Source organism: Bacillus sp. RC252 (assembly GCF_044909215.1).
In the GTDB taxonomy this organism is placed as follows: domain Bacteria; phylum Bacillota; class Bacilli; order Bacillales; family Bacillaceae_G; genus Bacillus_A; species Bacillus_A mycoides.
Genome location: NZ_JBIYDV010000015.1, coordinates 62,120 through 80,243, shown reverse-complemented (window position 1 = coordinate 80,243; position 18,124 = coordinate 62,120). Strand labels below are relative to the sequence as shown.

Sequence of the window (18,124 nt, the reverse complement as noted above, 5' to 3'; positions counted from 1 at the left end):
AATAATGTTTCATAAATATGGAATATTGCATAGAAGTAAAATTTAAAAACATCCACATATTCTCATCTCAATGCATTAAAAAAATTTAATATCCCTTTTCACTAGATAAATTATAGTAAGCAACAACTCGAACTTCAATGGGCTTTCATATGCAATATTTCATATTTGGGTCCTACATGATATAAATAAAAAACTTATAATGATTATTTATTCTATACGTGCTAATATACTTATATTAAAATACAAATACATACCTTATATACTCTGAACTACATTACTCAACAGTTAAAACTTAATTTTTTATTGGGAGGATTTACAATGAAATTATTAAAAATAAAACATATAATTCCTTTATCTGCGGCAGCAATTACATTCGTATGTAATCAAGGTGTAGCTGAGGCTTCCACCATTCATACAGTAAAAAAGAATGATACACTTTGGGGTATCAGTAAACAATATGGAGTTTCAATACAATCTATTAAACAAGCAAATAATAAAGGAAAAGATCAAACTTTTATTGGTGAACAGTTACATATTCCAGGATCCATGAAATCAAATGAGGTCACTGTTCATCAAAACGACAAACCTAAGAACATCTCTGGACAAATTATTTATCAAGTACAGCCGGGAGATTCATTAGAAATTATAGCAAAGCGTTACAATGTTACCGTTCAATCTATAAAACAAATTAACAATACAGTCGGAAACAAGCTTTATACAGGACAACATTTAAAAATCAATTCAAGTATTTCAGAAAAAGAAAAAGACTTAATGGCACGCTTAGTTACTGCTGAGGCAGGTGGCGAATCATATAAAGGAAAAGTAGCGGTGGCGAAAGTTATCTTGAATCGTGTAAATGCAAATGGTTTTCCAAATACAATAACAGGTGTTATTTATGAACCTATTAAACGCGGATATGCATTTACTCCTGTTACTGATGGTAGAATTAATCAGCCTGCAAGCGCAGAAGCAAAAATGGCAGTAGAAGAGGCTATCTCTACAAATGGAATAAATTCTGATTGGCTTTATTTTTATAATCCAAAAACTTCAACAAACAAATGGATTACGACACGTCAAACAGTAGCGGTAATCGGTAACCACGTCTTCGCTAAATAAAACTATAATTCTCTTCAAATTTATGCACTTAACAACTATTTCCAATGATTAGCAGACCTCTTCACTTAAAAGGTCTGTTTTTTTTATATGTAAGATTTTATTAATCATATGACATAGTGATCATTTAAATCTATTTCTTCTTTCAAATAAAAACATTTGTATTTACTCCACCACTCGGAGAAATTAAAAAAGCATCAAGTTCAAAAACTCCCTCTTTATTAATAAAAGCTATTTCTTAACTTCATAAAAGTGTTATACACTAAGAAAATAAAAAACAAACTATTCGTTAGCAGGTGAAAGAATATGTATGATGTTACAATTATCGGAGCTGGAGTAAGTAGCATCTTTATGGCTTATTCATTAGCCCAAAGTAACAAAAAGATTTTAATTCTTGATAAAGGTAAAGCGCTAAAAGATCGCCATTGTCCTTTAGACCAAGGAAAAGTGTGTAATTGTACTACATGTGATAAATATTTCGGATTTGGTGGTTTAGGAAAGTCTGAAGGGAAATTTAATTATACAAATGGATTTGGTGGCGAACTTGAGCAAAAAGTAGGTAAAAAAGCTTTTATACAACTCATGGCTGAAGTAGATGAAATTCTATGTCAGTTTGGTGGAAGTTCCGTTTCAAAATATTCTACAGAAAATCTAAATCTCACTAAGAGAGCTGAAGCTTGTGGTTTACAAATGCTAACAACAGAAGTAAGGCATCTTGGTACTACACTTTCAAGTAACATTTTTCAGCAGCTCTACGAATTTTTACTTACGAAAATAAATATCCGATTTCATATAGATGTACAACATGTCGTTAAGCAGCAAGACCATTTTAAAATATCTACAAATCAAGGAACTGTCCATTCTAAGCAATTAGTATTTGCAACTGGGCGTTCTGGAACGGATTGGTTAAAAGAAATGTGCTCTTCCCTTGAAATTGCACAGGAGCAAACCCGTATAGATTTAGGTATTAGGGTAGAGATGAAAGAACATCAATTACGTTCTATATTAAAAGATACATTTGAGACGAAACTTTCTTATCAGCATGAACATTTCACGGCTACTACTTACTGTATGAATCCAAAAGGACGCATTATTCGAAAGTATGAAGAAGGTTTAGTTATGCCTGACGGTCAAAATTTTCGAGAGCAAGGAACTGGCACTTCTAACTTAAATTTCACTTTATTTATCCCGCGCTATTTTCCAACTCTCAAAGAAGCAAATGTATACGCAAGTTCAATTATTAAAAGCATTAACCAAGGACGAAATCGGATTGTTATACAGCGTTTAGAGGACTTAATAAAGAAACAACCTACAGCGGAGAACAACATGAAACATAATCGTATACAGCCTACACTACACGGAGATTATGGAGATTTGAATGAAGAAATTCCTCCATTATATATTGAAGGACTCAAAAAATTTTTATTACGTTTAGAACAATTTATCCAAGAACCTATCGATAAAGATACTTTATTATATGGAATTGATGGAAAGTTCTACGCTCCTACAATAAAAATCAATAACCATTTTGAAACAAGTATGAATGGGCTATTTTTAATTGGAGATTGTTCAGGCGTCACTCATTCATTATCTCAAGCAGCTGCAAGTGGTCTGTATGTTGGAAAATATTTATCAGGTATTTAAACTTTTTAATTAAGATACCAGTCAAATGTTTTAAGTTTCACCAACACTTTACTTATCTAATAATAGCTTTAACGAAATTATTATCCCTCCCCCGCTGATGATTAAGCCACAAAGAATCAGGATTTTACGGGATATATTGAACACACATGAAAAACTACATTCTATATAGAATGTAGTTTTCTACTAATTAATATAACCGTTTTCTTCAAGCTTTATTTTCTGAAAATTTAAACTGGTTAAATGTCAATAGTTTAAAAATCATCTATTCATTTTCACTTTCATTTGTTCGATATTTTGTAACATCGCCGTAGTGTTTAATATGTTAGGATGTCTATAAGTATTTTTTACTACAACTATGACTTTTTCTGCTCCGTTTCTAAAAAAATTAGATTTATGTTACTTCGCTTTAAAATTCTCCATTATATGTATCTGAATACTTCAAATTATTACCTTTAGAAAAATATAATCTAAATGGTTCACCACACTCTAATAGTTATAAAAATATAATATATAACATTAGTTAAATAAATTCTATAAAGAAGGTGTAAAAATGAAAAATAAAATAAATTTACAACTGCAAAATATAAGCTTTGTTATAATAATTGCTTTAGCAGTATGGTTAAAAACATATCTTATTACGCGATTCAGTTTTGATTTAAAAATTGAGTCTTCTACACAAGAACTTATTTTGTTTATTAGCCCTCTCGCTGCATCGTTAGCATTTGTTGGATTAGCATTATTTGCAACCGGTGAAAAGAGAAATTATATAGCGCTATGTATTAATCTCTTATTAACAATCGTACTTGTTGGGAATGTAATGTTCTATGATTTTTATAATGATTTCGTTACGTTACCAGTACTTGGACAAACATCAAATTTCGGCCAATTAGGCGGCAGTATTATAGAAATATTGAACTACAAAACTATACTCGCATTCGTAGACATTATTTTCTTCTTTATTTTATTAAAAAAGAAAGCAATAGTCTTTAAAACAGAACGTGTAACTCATTCTTCACGCTTATTATATTTTCTTTTAACAATTGGTGTATTTTTTGCAAATCTACAGCTTGCAGAAAAAGAACGACCTGAATTATTAACGAGATCCTTCGACCGCGTAATGCTTGTGAAAAATTTAGGACTATACACTCATCAAGTATATGATTTAACACTACAAGTAAAGGCTGGATCCCAAAAGGCACTTGCAGATAGTAGTAAATTACAAGAAACTGAAAACTACGTAAAATCAAACCAAAGTGAACCAAATCCTAATATGTTTGGTGCAGCGAAAGGAAAAAACGTAATTGTCGTTACTCTTGAATCTTTGCAAACCTTTTTAATAGGTGCATCAGTTAACGGTCAAGAAGTTACGCCATTCTTAAATGAATTCATAAATGAAAGCTATTATTTCGATAACTTTTTCCACCAAACTGGTCAAGGAAAAACATCGGATTCTGAATTTCTAATAGATACATCGTTGTATCCATTAAATCGAGGTGCTGTATTCTTCACGCACGGTAACAACGATTATACTGCGACTCCAGAAATTTTACGTCAGCAAGGCTATTTCACTTCTGTATTCCATGCGAATAACGCAACATTCTGGAATCGTAATATTATGTACTCCGCTCTTGGTTATGATCGTTACTATAATGAACTTGATTACAAAATTACGCCCGAAACAAATTTAAATTGGGGATTAAAAGATATCGAATACTTTGATCAATCAGTAGATATATTAAAAACTGCTGATCAACCATTTTACGCTCGTTTCCTTACTTTAACAAACCATTATCCATTTACGTATGATGAAGATACAAAATTCATTGAACCATACAACTCTGGTAATGGCGTATTTGATCGTTACATCGTAACAGCACGTTACTTAGACGAATCAATTAAAAAATTTATTGAACGTTTAAAAGCCGAGGGAATGTATGATGATTCTATTATTGTGTTATACGGTGATCATTACGGCATTTCTGAAAAACATAATCGCGCAATGGCACAGTTTTTAGAAAAAGATCAAATAACAGAATTTGATACTTTAAATTTACAACGCACACCTTTATATATTCATATCCCTGGCCAAACAGAAGGTCAAACTATTTCAAAGCCTACGGGACAAATCGATATGAAACCTACCATTCTAAATTTATTAGGGATTGATACTACTAACGATATCCGTTTTGGCCATGATATGTTTTCAGATGAATATACCGGTTTTGTTGTTTTACGTGATGGTAGCTTTATTACAGACAAGTATGCATATACAAATCATACTTTTTATAATCGAGAAACAGGTGAGGTTGTAGATTTACCAAAAAAAGAAGCTCAAGAAATGATTAACCGTGCACAAAATGAATTACGAATGTCTGACAAAATTATTGAAGGCGATTTATTACGTTTCTCAGAAAGTAATAAAATTAAAACTGGAGAAGTAAAAACTAAAATTAAAGAAACTGAAAAATAATCTATATGGCAAAGGAGCAACTTATTAAAAGTTGCTCCCTTTTTACTTTCTTATAACACATGGTGCAATTTCATATAAAAAACCTGATATATTTTACTTTTATTCTACGCTTGTTTCTAAAGTTACATCTGTATAGGAATTATCCTCACCTATATTCAAGATTACTTCACATTGACGTAATCTCAATTCAAAGAGCTTTATAGGATCATGGTAAACTTCAGGGTTTGATTTCATTTTATGCAATTTATCTTGTTTTTCTTTTATTTCTAAATGAGTGTTTTCTATAGCTTGTTCCAACGCACCAAATGGATTTCTAAAGAACATATTAATATCCCGCTCTTGTGTGTTTTCAAACAGCTCAAATTGCAAGAAAAACTTCTTCATAATAGAAGTCGTTACATCGGTATAATCTTCATTTTCTAAATACTGTTTGTATTTGTTATATAGCATAGCTTTATTTTTAGGAAGAACTCCAAATAATTTACCGGCACTTTTCAGTAAAAATTGCGCTGGTGTAAATCGGCGTAAAATATTTACTTCTTCCATTTGTATTCTAGTTGTCATTCTATCAGTATCTCTGCGCCAGTCATCAATTACTTTAAAGTCACATTCTAACTGTATTCGATTTTCTCCAAATAAAGAATTAAGTCCTTCACTGGTTTCTTTTAAGTACAATTGACTTTGAAGGAGCTCATTATTAGAGGTCGCAATCCAATTTTGCATAGAGCGAGCAAGATTAGGTAATACAGTTTGTTCTAGATATTGTTGCACTCTTCCATTCATCGCTGTGTTTAGTTCAATATCAATGTGACTAAAGTCGCTTTCTTCACTAATTAAATCGGAACAACTCTGCAATAGTTTCGGAATATGTTCTTTAAGATCATTAGTAATTTCGCTTTTCATCGTACGATATGATTCTGTAATTAAATGAATTTTTTCCTTCTCAAAAGCAGTAAGGTTATTAATACAACCATTAAGTTTAACTAACATATCTTCATTCGAATTAATAGAATCCACTAGATCTTTTTCCCTCTCGACGCGTTTATCCAAAAGATATGTAATTGTTTTTCGAATGAAAAATAATAGCTTTTCAGTACGTTCTGCATCGATATTTTTATAGTTAAAGTTAAAATGAATAAACTCAGTTAAATCGTTTAGTTGTTTACTATTTGTATATAACGAAGAATAAGGGAAAACTCTTGCATTAGGGAAATATGTGTTAATTCTCACTTGCGTATCTTGTATAACTCTTTTTGCTTCTGCTTCATTGTAAATGTTATCAATTTTATTTAATAAAAAATGAACTTGTAGATGTGGTGTATGTTCTTGGATACTTAATAGAATGTCACGTTCTTTGTCAGTAAAAGGTGAATCCGCATTCAATACGAATAATAATTCATCTACAGAATTTAAATATTCAAACACCTCATCTCTCGCATCATTGTTCCTATTAAAGCTAGGTGTAACAACGCATGTAAGTTTGTTTTTACTTAAAAATCTGCATGGTAACTTAAATTCAACACATGCTCTATCTCTATATGTTTGACGGTGTACTGCCATCATGTTATGGAAATCAGAGAAATTCTCAGTTGTTGTAATTTCCGAATCTGTTATAGCGTTAATTTCTGTATAAGTGTCATTTTTAAAAACAACTACATTTGAGATTGAGTTTTCTAATATATTTTCTCCTAAAATAGAGTTAATAAACGACGCTTTTCCGTTTCCTGAAGTTCCAGTTACTAATAGGCGATTTGTTCTTAAATCTGCAAGCTCACCAACTAACCAGCTAAATCGGTGACCCATTTCTAAATTATGTTCTTGTGCCCAGTGTGTAATAGATTCAAAAAGATGTAAACTATACTCTAAGCCATTCACATGATTAATAGAATATGAAAGTAGGTTTTCCGCATCTTTTATATCCGCTGAATCTATTTTAGAAGGAAAAATCTCATCCCATGCCAATACTGCTGCAGATGGAAATACAGCATGAGAGGGATTGACTACCTTTAACCAATTTGTTAACAGATTTGGAATGATATCGTGTAATTGTCTAAGCATATATTGACCTTGAATTAATTCAAAGTATGTTTCTTCGTAAAGAGAAGAAATTTCGTCCCATATATCGGACGAATGTATTTCGATATGTATGAAAAATTCATTTATTGTGTTGAGCCATAATAAGTAATTTTGTTCATCTTTATAGCTGTGCCAAAATGATGAAACAATTTGCGTAAATTGTACTTGATCTACATTATTTAATGTAACTAATACTTTATAAAAATAGTCTGGTGAAATATTTTTAGTAAATCCTTTATCGATGTATTCTTTTAGGACCTCAAACCACGGATAAGATTCTGTTCGAATTAACTCGTTCACAGCAAGCTCTATTGCACTATCAAAATCTTGCTGTTCTTCATAAAAGGAACGGGCAATTGTTGTGACGTTTGGATAATCGGGATTTAAAGAAACCGCTTCTTTTATAACAGCGAAAGCTGAATCAAAATTATTTTGCTCGATGTAAAGAGACAGTAATTGCAGTACAATTTCGGTCATAAGTATTTTGTTATCAGTAGTAATGGAAGTATACACATTTTCAGCAACTGATAATCTATTAAGTTCGAAGTAAGCATCCGCAATATTTTTTTGTGCCCATGGCGCTAATTCATTACTAACTTTCTCCCATTTAAAAATAGCTGTTTCAAAATCTTGATGGTGATAATAAAATTCACCTTGTGCAAAACGAATATAAGATCCATCAGAAATCTCATTTTTTTCTTCGTTTACATAAGCTTCTCCAAGTACTTGAAGAGGTGGGTGTGTTTCATTCTCCATTAGGAATGTTTCATAATACATCTTTTTTATTAATTGTTTTTCTAATCTCATCTTTTCCCCCACTATATCTCAAAATACATTTTTTGAGATATGTCAATACTTTTTTGTATGTATGCTTTTTATCTTAACAAAGAATTCCTTTTGAAAAATTTCATTTTCCTTTCATTTTTCAAGTAAGATTGAATTTTTATGAGAAAAGTTTCAGTTTTTTTTCAATTCCCTTTCAGTTGTGAAACAACATTAAATGTTCCTAATAACCTAATAACACTATAATATTCCACATTATATTATCAGGAAAACTATATATATATTACATTATAAAAACAATCTATAACGAATATATATGCAAGATTCCCTTCGCTAATAAATAAAAGAAATCATTATAATATATTTCTCACATTGTTTTCCTTTGAAATATTTCAGTAGTTACGTAATTAAATTCCATTAACCTATATAAATAACTAGTCCAAAAAAATATATATGCATATCATGTTATAGTAAAGAATTTAGAAAATCCTAAAAAGGAGGCATTTTCATGTTTGAAGATAAATCTAAAATAAATTACCCATACGAATTTACTGAAACTACAACAGTTCCTCTAAAGAACCCCATTGATAAAAAATTCAAGAACGGCACGGATACACATAACTTCCCAATTAAAAAGCATTATAAAGAGCAGGTTTTATATACTGAAAAAATTAATAATAATAAAAATAAATAATCGCATAGATCCTTGTAACAATGTGCCAAATAAGAATCTATATTAGACCTTGCATAGTTATGTTTTTATTAATGTATAAATCTTTCTTATACAACTCATGTACTTTTAAAAAGTGCTGATATACAGCGCTTTTTTATACATAGATAATGGAAGAACTTGAATTATAAATATAAGGTATGGATTTTTTCCATACCTTTTTTGTTCTTTGTTATTTATAAATGGAGTACGCTCATGTTTACTTTGCATAATAGCACTTTAATGGCACTTCTAGAAGTCGTTGTATTGAATTTATATAATACCTTGAATATTTTGCGTCTATTTTTTCTTAAGGGATATTTATTCGGATTACTTATTAGATTATCAATTATATCCCTTCCGATTCCTACTTTTTATAGGTCATTATTGCTCTATTATATATATTTAAAAATTTACTAAGCGTTGTTTCAAAGCTACTTAGTTTTCATAAAATATTTTTTGTTTTCGTTGGAACGAATAGGCTTTAATCTCATCTGTATCTAAATTTTCATGAAATAAATGAATGGCTATAATTTGTCTACAATCGTAGGTATGGTAATAATATGTTCCGGACTCCATACACATTACGCTTGTATATATGGTATTATCTAATGTACCTTCTTCTGTTATTACTCCACCTTTAGGAACCTCGCAATTTGATAAGATATGAAAAAGGACCGATACTCCCTCTTCTTCGCTATCTATATCTTGAATATTTTGTTTGCCATATGCTGCCCGCACAAACCTTGATGGCGGGGTGAAATCCCCAGGAAGTCCCATTGAGCCTGAGCCTTGCCCAAAAGCACTTAATGGTAAATCACTCCACTCTGTTGGCGCGAATGGCTGCGCTTTAAGGCCAATATATTGTCTTAAATTTTGTAAATGCCAATTAAACTCCGGACTATTAGTCATCACTCCTAGTGGGTTGTCATACATTTTTAATCCTTCATTTGTCGGCTCCAGTACAATACAATCTCCCCATTTATCCGCTAAAATCCAATGTAGTGGTGGCGTAAGTCCTAAATCCGGTAATGGTATATCCAAAAAGGTAATGCTATCTACAGACTTCTTTAACTCTTTGACAGAATTGAATTGTGTAAGACTCCAAGTCACAAAATCAAATGGAGCCAGATTCGTTTTGTTATCATCTATACTTTTACTATAAGTAGCGAATCCTGGAAAATAGAGTGTTGCACATGTCATACCTGCTTCATTTACTCCGTCCGCCATAATGACCCTTCCTTGATGATTAATCCCCATTCCGACCGTAGCATGTTTCGTATTAATGATTTCACCAGTTATATTATTCCACTGGTAATGTCGAGGAATGATTATTACTTCTTGATTCAAATCTAATGTGAAATCCATCGTTCTTGCAAAAAGATGCTGACCGCTTTTTGTCTGTAATGTCAAACTAGTACACATAAAGAACACCCCATTTTATGGCTTTATATACACTTTACATAATTCCGATAAATCTGTAAATTAAAAAAACCCTTTCCTTACAAAAAAATGGGAAAGCACATATAAATTACAAATAGGTCATTTCTAGTTTATAAATGAATGTTAAAAAAGGAGCGACTTGTTACTATCGCTCCTTTTTATTTCTCTCTATATTTTATTAAAATAACCAGGAACCATTTTTTCTCTATGGACAGTATACCTACATAACCCTCTTAAACATCTTCTCCAACTCATAAGTAGAATGATGCACCAGAATCGGTCTTCCATGCGGACATGTATATGGGTTTGTTGTTGTACGAAGTTCTTCAAGTAAAGCGAATATTTGATCGTTCGTTAAATATTGATTTGCTTTAATCGATGCTTTACAGCTCATCATAATAGCTGCTTCTTCACGTAATTTTTTAATATCAACTTTTTTTAGTTTGACGACTTGCTCCATCATCTCATCAATGATTTCTGTTTCTTGTCCTTTCGGGAACCACGTTGGATGCGAACGAACGATAAAGGATTGATGGCCAAACTGCTCTAAAAATAGTCCGACTTTTTTTAGTTCTTCTAACTGCTCTTCGACACGTAAAAATTCGGTAAGAGATAAATCTATGCGGTACGGTACAAGTAATTCTTGTACTTCTTGCGTAACTCGTCCCACTTTATCACGGAAATATTCATAATTGATGCGCTCCTGCGCAGCATGCTGATCAATCATATATAGCCCGTTATCATTTTGAGCGAAAATATATGTTCCGTGCATCTGTCCAATTGGATAAAGTGGTGGTAAATCGTTACCGTTCATTTCAATCTCTTTTATTTCGTGAACTTCTTCTTCCAATTCCTCTAATTCAAAATCGTCATCGTTGCTAGTCCATTCCTTTTCCTCTCGAACCGTTTGTTCTATTACCGGCTTAGAGGATGGCTGCCAGCTTTGCTCTTCTCTTACTAGTGACTGTGGTGGTTGCCATTCTTGCTTCGGCGGTTGCCACAGTTGTGCTGGTTGTTTTACAGTCGTTGTTTCTTCTTGTTTCTCATCCATTCCTGTTGGTAAAACGATGTTAGGCATAGATGATTCTCTCGGTTTTGTATGCTCAAACTTGAACTGTTCTTGCACACTTTCATCTTTTTCTTTTTTCCTCGTTGTTACACCAGCATCTGGAATGAGTTGTATTTTTTTGAATGCAGCTTGCAATGTTTCTTCGATAAGCTTTAGCAATTCTTGTTCTTTACTAAAGCGTACTTCTAATTTTGCTGGATGTACGTTGACATCAACAAGCATTGGATCCATTTCAATTGATAAGAAACCGATTGGGTATCGTCCGATTGGCAATAACGTATGATATCCTTGCTGAATGGCTTTCATTAATACGAAATTTCGAACGTAACGGCCATTTACAATCGTTGACATATAGTTACGCGACGCTCTCGTTACTTCTGGTAATGTTACATATCCTTTAATTGTAAAGTCTAGAGATTCAGCTTCAATCGGAATAAGTTTCTTCGCAACTTGAATGCTGTAAATCGATGCAAGTACTTGTCTTACATCACCATTCCCTGATGTATGAAGCAATTTCTTTTCATTATGAAACAGTTTTAACGATACTTCTGGATGAGACATTGCAATACGATACACGATATCTGTAATGTTCCCAAGCTCTGTATGAATAGTTTTCATATATTTAAGACGCGCTGGTGTATTAAAAAATAAGTTTTGTACAGTAATATCTGTTCCTTTTCGGCTTGCCGTTTTCTCTTGTTTTATAATGTCTCCACCTTTAATACTAAGGTGTGTACCAGGCGCATCACCTGTGCTCGTAATTAATTCTAATTCACTCACTGAGGCAATACTCGGCAGGGCCTCTCCGCGGAAACCGAGCGTTCTTATACGAAATAAATCATTTTCATCTTTAATTTTACTCGTTGCGTGTCGTTCAAATGCAACGATACAATCTTCTTCAGCAATACCATCTCCATTATCGATGATGCGAATCTTCGATAATCCAGCTTCTTCTAAGTGGATTTCAATAGATGTACTATTCGCATCGATGGAATTTTCCACGAGTTCTTTTACAACTGAGGCCGGGCGCTCTACTACTTCCCCTGCCGCAATTAAGTTAGAGAGTTGATCATCGAGTTTGCGAATTTTCCCCATCTACTTACTCATCCTTTCTTTAACTTTTTCTGTAAACGATACAGTTCATTCATCGCTTCTAAAGGCGTCATATCGAGTAAATCAATCTTTTTAATTTGTGCAAGTACTGCCGTTTCTTTTGGATTTAGCACAGGCTTGTCTTGATTTTTCGAAGACTGTTCTCCTCCAAAGAAAGATAGTTGTGAATCTTCTTCAGTCTCTTCTTTCTTTTCTTGTATTTCTGCTGGTTCTTCTTTTACAACAACTGGTTCTGGAGCGACTTCTGGCACTTTCACTTCTACTCGTTTCGGAATAACAATTTCTTCCTGTCCTTCTAGTTGTGCTAACACTTCTTTCGCGCGAGCGATTAAGCTCTCTGGAAGCTCGGCAAGTTGAGCAACGTGAATTCCGTAACTTTTATCAGCCGCTCCATCTTGAATTTTATGAAGGAAAACTACTTTTCCATTCTCTTCAATTGCTGAAACATGTACATTCTTTAGTTGGTCTAAACTTTCTTCTAACACTGTTAATTCATGATAATGTGTAGAGAATAATGTTTTCGCACCAATTTGGTCATGAATATGTTCAATGATTGCTTGCGCAAGTGCCATACCATCATACGTGGATGTACCGCGTCCAATTTCATCGAATAAAATTAAACTTCTCTCTGATGCATTTGCAATTGCATTTTTCGCTTCTAACATTTCAACCATAAATGTACTTTGACCTGAGATTAAATCATCCGCTGCACCAATTCTCGTAAAGATTTGATCGAAGACAGGTAATACTGCTTCTGTCGCTGGTACAAAACAACCAATTTGTGACATAACAGTAACAAGTGCTAATTGTCTCATATACGTACTTTTACCAGACATGTTCGGTCCTGTAATTAAAAAGACATCCATCTTCTCCGGCATAATACAATCATTCGGTACATACAATTTCCCGTTCAATACTTTTTCAACGACAGGATGACGACCATCTTTAATAAAGATTTCGCGCTTATTTGTTAAAACAGGTTTTACAAACTGCTCTTCTTCACTAACTGTCGCAAAGCTTTGCAGTACGTCTAGTTCACTAATTACTTTCGCTAAATGCTGTAATTTCGGAATGAATACTTTTACTTCTTCGCGAAGTGCTGTAAATAAATCGTATTCTAATTGTACAATTTTCTCTTCTGCTTCTAAGATTAATGTTTCTTTTTCTTTTAGCTCATCTGTTATGAAACGCTCTGCATTTGCAAGTGTTTGTTTACGCTCATAGCGCCCTTCTGGAAGTGCTGCAAGATTAGCCTTCGTCACTTCAATATAGTAGCCGAAAATACGGTTGTACCCAATTTTTAATGATTTAACCCCTGTAATATCACGCTCTCGTTTTTCAAGCTCAGCAATCCACGTTTTTCCGTTTTTACTAACGTAACGATATTGATCAAGCTTATCATTATAGCCATCTTTAATAATATCTCCATCTTTAATAGAAAGCGGTGGGTTTTCTTGAATACTTCTTCCTAGTAATTCAGTTAAGCTCTCACATGGATCTGCACCTTGAATTAACCTTGCTGCATAAGCATTATCTAAAAGACTAATCGCTTCTAAAATAGCTGGTACTTGCAGTAAAGAACGTCTTAATTGTAATAAGTCCCGTGCATTTACATTACCAAATGCAACTTTCCCTGCTAAACGCTCTAAATCATATACTTCTTTTAACTTTTCTTTTAAATCTTCACGTAAGAAGTAATCATTTACAAACGTTTCAACCATTTCTAAACGCTCTTCAACTTTTTCTTTCTGGATAAGCGGACGTTCCATCCACTGTTTTAACATACGCCCACCCATAGCCGTTTTTGTTTTGTCTAATAGCCATAATAATGAGCCTGTCTTTTCCTTCGTGCGAAGAGTCTCTGTTAACTCTAAATTACGTTTTGAATGCACATCAATTTTCATAAATTGATTCGTGTAATAAATTTCTACTGGTTGCAAGTGATCTAATGAACGTTTTTGTGTTCTTATCACATAGTTAAATAAGCGTCCAATTGCTTTAATTAATTTTGCTTGGGAAACACTTTTCACAAGATGTTCTAATCCTTCTGGAATAGTTGTTGCATCTTCATACGAAATCGTCATTTTTAATGTTTCAGTTAACTTATTTAATTCATCTTTTGAAAATGTAGAATCTACAACAATTTCTTTTGAACCAGTCGCATACACTTCTAATAAAATATCTTCTACTGAACCAGTTAATAACGTCACTGTATTTTGTCCAGTCGTTAAGTCATTACAAGCTAGCGCATAAGATCCATCTTCGAAATGTGTTAATGCTGCTAAGAAGTTATTCTCCTTCTCGTCTATTGTACGCCCTTCCATCATCGTTCCTGGCGTAATTAGTTGTACTACTTCACGACGTACTACACCTTTAGCTGTTTTTGGGTCTTCCACTTGCTCACAAACAGCTACTTTATATCCTTTTTCAACAAGTTGTTCAATATAATTTTTAGCTGCATGATGTGGTACACCACACATCGGTATACGTTCACTACTACCACCATCTCGGCTCGTTAATGTAATTTCAAGTTCATGAGCTGCTTTAACCGCATCTTCAAAGAACATTTCATAAAAATCACCTAATCGGAAAAATAAAAAGGCATCTTGATAGTCTGCCTTAACCTTTAAGTATTGCTGTATCATAGGCGTATATTGCGTCATGTCTTTCCTCCATAATTCTTACATAATAATCTATATTCATATATGTCACACTTCACGGACATCCATATCTCCTATTCCAGGAGTCTCTCCTCATTATAGCACATTTCATAAGGAATCATGTTCATGCAGAACCACTTATGTACTGTAAAAAGCTAGGAAGAACTTCTCCCTAGCTTTCTCTTACTCTTCTTCTGCATCGACGATAAAGTTCGGATCTAATTCTTCAAACTCATCATCATCGACTTGGAAATCCTCGTCTGATTCTACGCAACCTTCAGGATTTACACTTACACAAATTTTCGTTTCCCCAACTACTTCTGTTACAAATTCACGTTCTACCGTCACAACAATTTTATTACCATTTGGCGATACAAGAGCTTCTAAACAATTTGGCGGCTGAATTACACGAGCGATAATTTCTAAATCGTCACCAGAGAAGTTTTTATCACGATACCCAATACTTACTTCATCATTGTAGTTAACACGTTCTGTTACAACTTCAGTCTTTGTGTTTCCATCAAATGAATACCAAGTGTTTACATCATAGAAACCTTCAATTTCCACATGTTTTCCATTCTTTCTCGCTTCGTACGAATGGTTAATTACCCAGCACCCTAAAATACTTGTTGGCTCATTATTCGATTCACATGTATGCGTTGACTTTGTATACTTACGTCCTTTTCCAACCACTGCTTTTGTAATAATCTCTCTAAATTCGGACATTCGTAACCCTCCTCAATCACTATTCACTTAATCATATGCGTGACAATAGCGGAATGTGTCATTCTTTTTTTTGAGAAGAATTTCCGATATAACCCCAAAAAAAAAGAGATGTCAATAAGACATCTCTTTAACAACCACAATTTCCTTTTTTACTTTCTACTGCTGCACCAGTTTCACCCTTCAACACATCGCCGCCAGTTGAAACTAATATTTCATCTGTTACATTGTTAGAAATGGTACTAGCAACTAGCTGTAGTAAGTCATTTACATACGTTTGTGAAGATTTAAACTCCTGTACAACTGGGATATTATCTAACTTATCTTGAAGTGCATCAATTTCAGCTTCTACTTTTTTCAAAGCTTCCCATTTCCCATAATGTTGCAAGTTTACTGCTTGTTTTTGCAAAGCTTTTATTTCATCAATTGCTCGCTTTACATTTTCATTTTTATGAATTTGTGCTTCTGCTCGCTTAAAGAAATCGACTTCTTCTGTTTCAGAGATCATTTTCGCTAATTCTTTCGCTTGCTCAACAATTTCATCTTTCGTATATACTTTCATCTATTATTTCACCTCAATCGGCTCCTTAACCAATTCCCCGTTAAGAGACCAAGTTTTTGCTTCCGTTATTTTTACTTTCACAAGCTGACCAATTAAAGATTTTGAAGCAACAAAGTTTACAAGTTTATTCGTACGTGTATATCCCGCAAGTACTTCAGGATTATTCTTACTTTCTCCCTCAACTAATACTTCTACAACTTGACCTATATAACGCTTATTCTTATTAACTGCATATTCATTCACTAGTGTATTTAAGCGTTGTAATCGCTCTTTCTTCACTTCCATCGGAACATTATCCTGCATTTTTGCAGCTGGTGTACCTTCACGCGGAGAATAAATAAATGTAAATGCCGTATCAAATCCTACTTCACGATATAACGACATCGTCTCTTCAAACTGTTCGTCCGTTTCATTTGGGAAACCAACGATAATATCAGTCGTTAGTACTGCATTTGGAATTGTTTCTTTAATTTTTCGTACAAGCTCTAAATAGTGTTCTCGCGAATATTTACGCGCCATAATTTTAAGCATATCTGTACTACCAGATTGAACTGGTAAGTGGATATGTTCTACTAGGTTACCACCTTTTCCAAGAACATCAATTAAATGATTGTCAAAATCACGTGGATGGCTTGTTGTAAAACGAATACGCGCGATATCGATTTTACGAAGTTCATCCATTAAATCGCCAAGACCATATTGTATATCTTCAAAGTCTTTACCGTATGCGTTTACGTTTTGTCCAAGTAACGTAATTTCTTTATAACCGTTCGCAGCTAAATGGCGAATTTCTTTAATAATATCTTCTGGACGTCTGCTGCGCTCTTTTCCGCGTGTATACGGTACAATACAATATGTACAAAACTTATCACAGCCATACATAATATTTACCCAAGCTTTAATATCACCACGACGTACTTTCGGAAGGTTTTCAATTACATCCCCTTCTTTTGACCAAACTTCAACTACCGTCTCTTTTGAGAACATTGCGTCCTTTAAGATATACGGTAATCTATGAATATTGTGTGTACCAAACACCATATCTACATGCTGATTTTTTTGCATAATTTTATTTACAACAGATTCCTCTTGAGACATACAACCACATACACCAATTATAAGATCCGGATTTCTTCGCTTTAATGATTTTAAATGACCAAGTTCACCGAACACTTTATTTTCAGCATTTTCACGAATTGCACAAGTATTTAATAAAATTACATCTGCCTCTTCAGTTGAAAAGGTTGGCTCATATCCAAGTGTTGTAAAAATCCCAGCCATTACTTCTGTATCATGCTCATTCATTTGACAGCCATATGTACGAATGTAAAACTTTCTTCCTGCGCCAAAATCGCGAAACTCTTCAGGTAGGCCAAAATCTCTTTCAATTTTAACTTCTTCTTTCCCACGCTTTTTCGCCAATTTCAAGGAAGGTGGTTGGTATACACTTTCAAAGTATTTACTATAATCTTTCTCTTCTTTTTTCGTAGAGGAATTTGCTTGTCGACTTGCTAATCGTTGTTGCTCGTTCATCGGTAATCTCCTTTCACCCTTAACTATACACACACTCTGTAGTCCATTTTAATGCGCTTAGACCCATCTCAATGATGTTAGATAGCATGAGAGATAACTTGCCCTTTGAAACTTGAGTAATCGATCTAATCATCCGTAAGAATGAAGTCTTCCCCACACAAATAGACATTCCCTTTTTATTATTTCATCTTGTCCTACCCAAAAGCATATTGCTTTATCCCTATAC

11 protein-coding genes are annotated in these 18,124 nt (G+C 33.4%); 4 read left to right on the top strand and 7 right to left on the bottom strand.

Annotated elements, in window-relative coordinates:
* Positions 1-318: 318 nt before the first annotated feature.
* The 3 genes from ABH960_RS20535 to ABH960_RS20525 all read left to right on the top strand — a co-directional run bounded on the left by ABH960_RS20535 (position 319) and on the right by ABH960_RS20525 (position 5,227).
* Positions 319-1,116, top strand: a complete 798-nt coding sequence (locus ABH960_RS20535) for a cell wall hydrolase (RefSeq protein WP_404448004.1) — start codon at positions 319-321, stop codon at positions 1,114-1,116.
* Positions 1,117-1,419: 303 nt separating this feature from the next.
* A complete protein-coding gene (locus ABH960_RS20530) occupies positions 1,420-2,757 on the top strand; it encodes an NAD(P)/FAD-dependent oxidoreductase (RefSeq protein WP_404448001.1) in 1,338 nt (445 codons plus the stop codon).
* Positions 2,758-3,307: 550 nt separating this feature from the next.
* Positions 3,308-5,227, top strand: a complete 1,920-nt coding sequence (locus ABH960_RS20525; protein WP_404447998.1) for an LTA synthase family protein — start codon at positions 3,308-3,310, stop codon at positions 5,225-5,227.
* A gap of 99 nt (positions 5,228-5,326) precedes the next feature.
* Here the strand turns inward: ABH960_RS20525 and ABH960_RS20520 are convergent, their stop codons facing one another.
* The gene (locus ABH960_RS20520) at positions 5,327-8,110 is read right to left on the bottom strand and encodes a dynamin family protein (protein ID WP_404447995.1); all 2,784 of its coding nucleotides are present in this window, start codon (positions 8,108-8,110) and stop codon (positions 5,327-5,329) included.
* Positions 8,111-8,594: 484 nt separating this feature from the next.
* On the opposite strand from ABH960_RS20520, the gene ABH960_RS20515 reads away from it, so the two are divergent.
* The gene (locus ABH960_RS20515) at positions 8,595-8,780 is read left to right on the top strand and encodes a hypothetical protein (protein WP_002014615.1); all 186 of its coding nucleotides are present in this window, start codon (positions 8,595-8,597) and stop codon (positions 8,778-8,780) included.
* A gap of 453 nt (positions 8,781-9,233) precedes the next feature.
* Here the strand turns inward: ABH960_RS20515 and ABH960_RS20510 are convergent, their stop codons facing one another.
* From ABH960_RS20510 to miaB, 6 genes are all read right to left on the bottom strand, one after another.
* Complete coding sequence (locus ABH960_RS20510) at positions 9,234-10,220, bottom strand: choloylglycine hydrolase family protein (RefSeq protein WP_404447992.1); 987 nt, start codon at positions 10,218-10,220, stop codon at positions 9,234-9,236.
* Between the two features lie 238 nt (positions 10,221-10,458).
* Entirely contained in the window at positions 10,459-12,402 is a 1,944-nt protein-coding gene (gene mutL, locus ABH960_RS20505; protein ID WP_002167757.1) for a DNA mismatch repair endonuclease MutL, read from the bottom strand.
* A gap of 8 nt (positions 12,403-12,410) precedes the next feature.
* Positions 12,411-15,083, bottom strand: a complete 2,673-nt coding sequence (mutS, locus tag ABH960_RS20500; RefSeq protein WP_002128699.1) for a DNA mismatch repair protein MutS — start codon at positions 15,081-15,083, stop codon at positions 12,411-12,413.
* 180 nt (positions 15,084-15,263) lie between these two features.
* Positions 15,264-15,806: an outer spore coat protein CotE gene (gene cotE / locus ABH960_RS20495; RefSeq protein ID WP_002014610.1), complete on the bottom strand. Its 543-nt coding sequence runs from the start codon at positions 15,804-15,806 to the stop codon at positions 15,264-15,266.
* Positions 15,807-15,933: 127 nt separating this feature from the next.
* Positions 15,934-16,365 (bottom strand): YlbF/YmcA family competence regulator, encoded by a 432-nt coding sequence (locus tag ABH960_RS20490; RefSeq protein WP_002033698.1) that lies wholly within the window; start codon positions 16,363-16,365, stop codon positions 15,934-15,936.
* A 3-nt stretch (positions 16,366-16,368) separates the two neighbouring features.
* Positions 16,369-17,898, bottom strand: a complete 1,530-nt coding sequence (miaB, locus tag ABH960_RS20485; RefSeq protein ID WP_404447986.1) for a tRNA (N6-isopentenyl adenosine(37)-C2)-methylthiotransferase MiaB — start codon at positions 17,896-17,898, stop codon at positions 16,369-16,371.
* Positions 17,899-18,124: the final 226 nt, after the last annotated feature.

Bases quoted from the DNA above. Each gene is read 5' to 3' on its own strand.
- ABH960_RS20535 (WP_404448004.1), top strand. From the start codon at position 319: ATGAAATTATTAAAAATAAAACATATAATTCCTTTATCTGCGGCAGCA.
- ABH960_RS20530 (WP_404448001.1), top strand. From the start codon at position 1,420: ATGTATGATGTTACAATTATCGGAGCTGGAGTAAGTAGCATCTTTATG.
- ABH960_RS20525 (WP_404447998.1), top strand. From the start codon at position 3,308: ATGAAAAATAAAATAAATTTACAACTGCAAAATATAAGCTTTGTTATA.
- ABH960_RS20520 (WP_404447995.1), bottom strand. From the start codon at position 8,110: ATGAGATTAGAAAAACAATTAATAAAAAAGATGTATTATGAAACATTC.
- ABH960_RS20515 (WP_002014615.1), top strand. From the start codon at position 8,595: ATGTTTGAAGATAAATCTAAAATAAATTACCCATACGAATTTACTGAA.
- ABH960_RS20510 (WP_404447992.1), bottom strand. From the start codon at position 10,220: ATGTGTACTAGTTTGACATTACAGACAAAAAGCGGTCAGCATCTTTTT.
- mutL (WP_002167757.1), bottom strand. From the start codon at position 12,402: ATGGGGAAAATTCGCAAACTCGATGATCAACTCTCTAACTTAATTGCG.
- mutS (WP_002128699.1), bottom strand. From the start codon at position 15,083: ATGACGCAATATACGCCTATGATACAGCAATACTTAAAGGTTAAGGCA.
- cotE (WP_002014610.1), bottom strand. From the start codon at position 15,806: ATGTCCGAATTTAGAGAGATTATTACAAAAGCAGTGGTTGGAAAAGGA.
- ABH960_RS20490 (WP_002033698.1), bottom strand. From the start codon at position 16,365: ATGAAAGTATATACGAAAGATGAAATTGTTGAGCAAGCGAAAGAATTA.
- miaB (WP_404447986.1), bottom strand. From the start codon at position 17,898: ATGAACGAGCAACAACGATTAGCAAGTCGACAAGCAAATTCCTCTACG.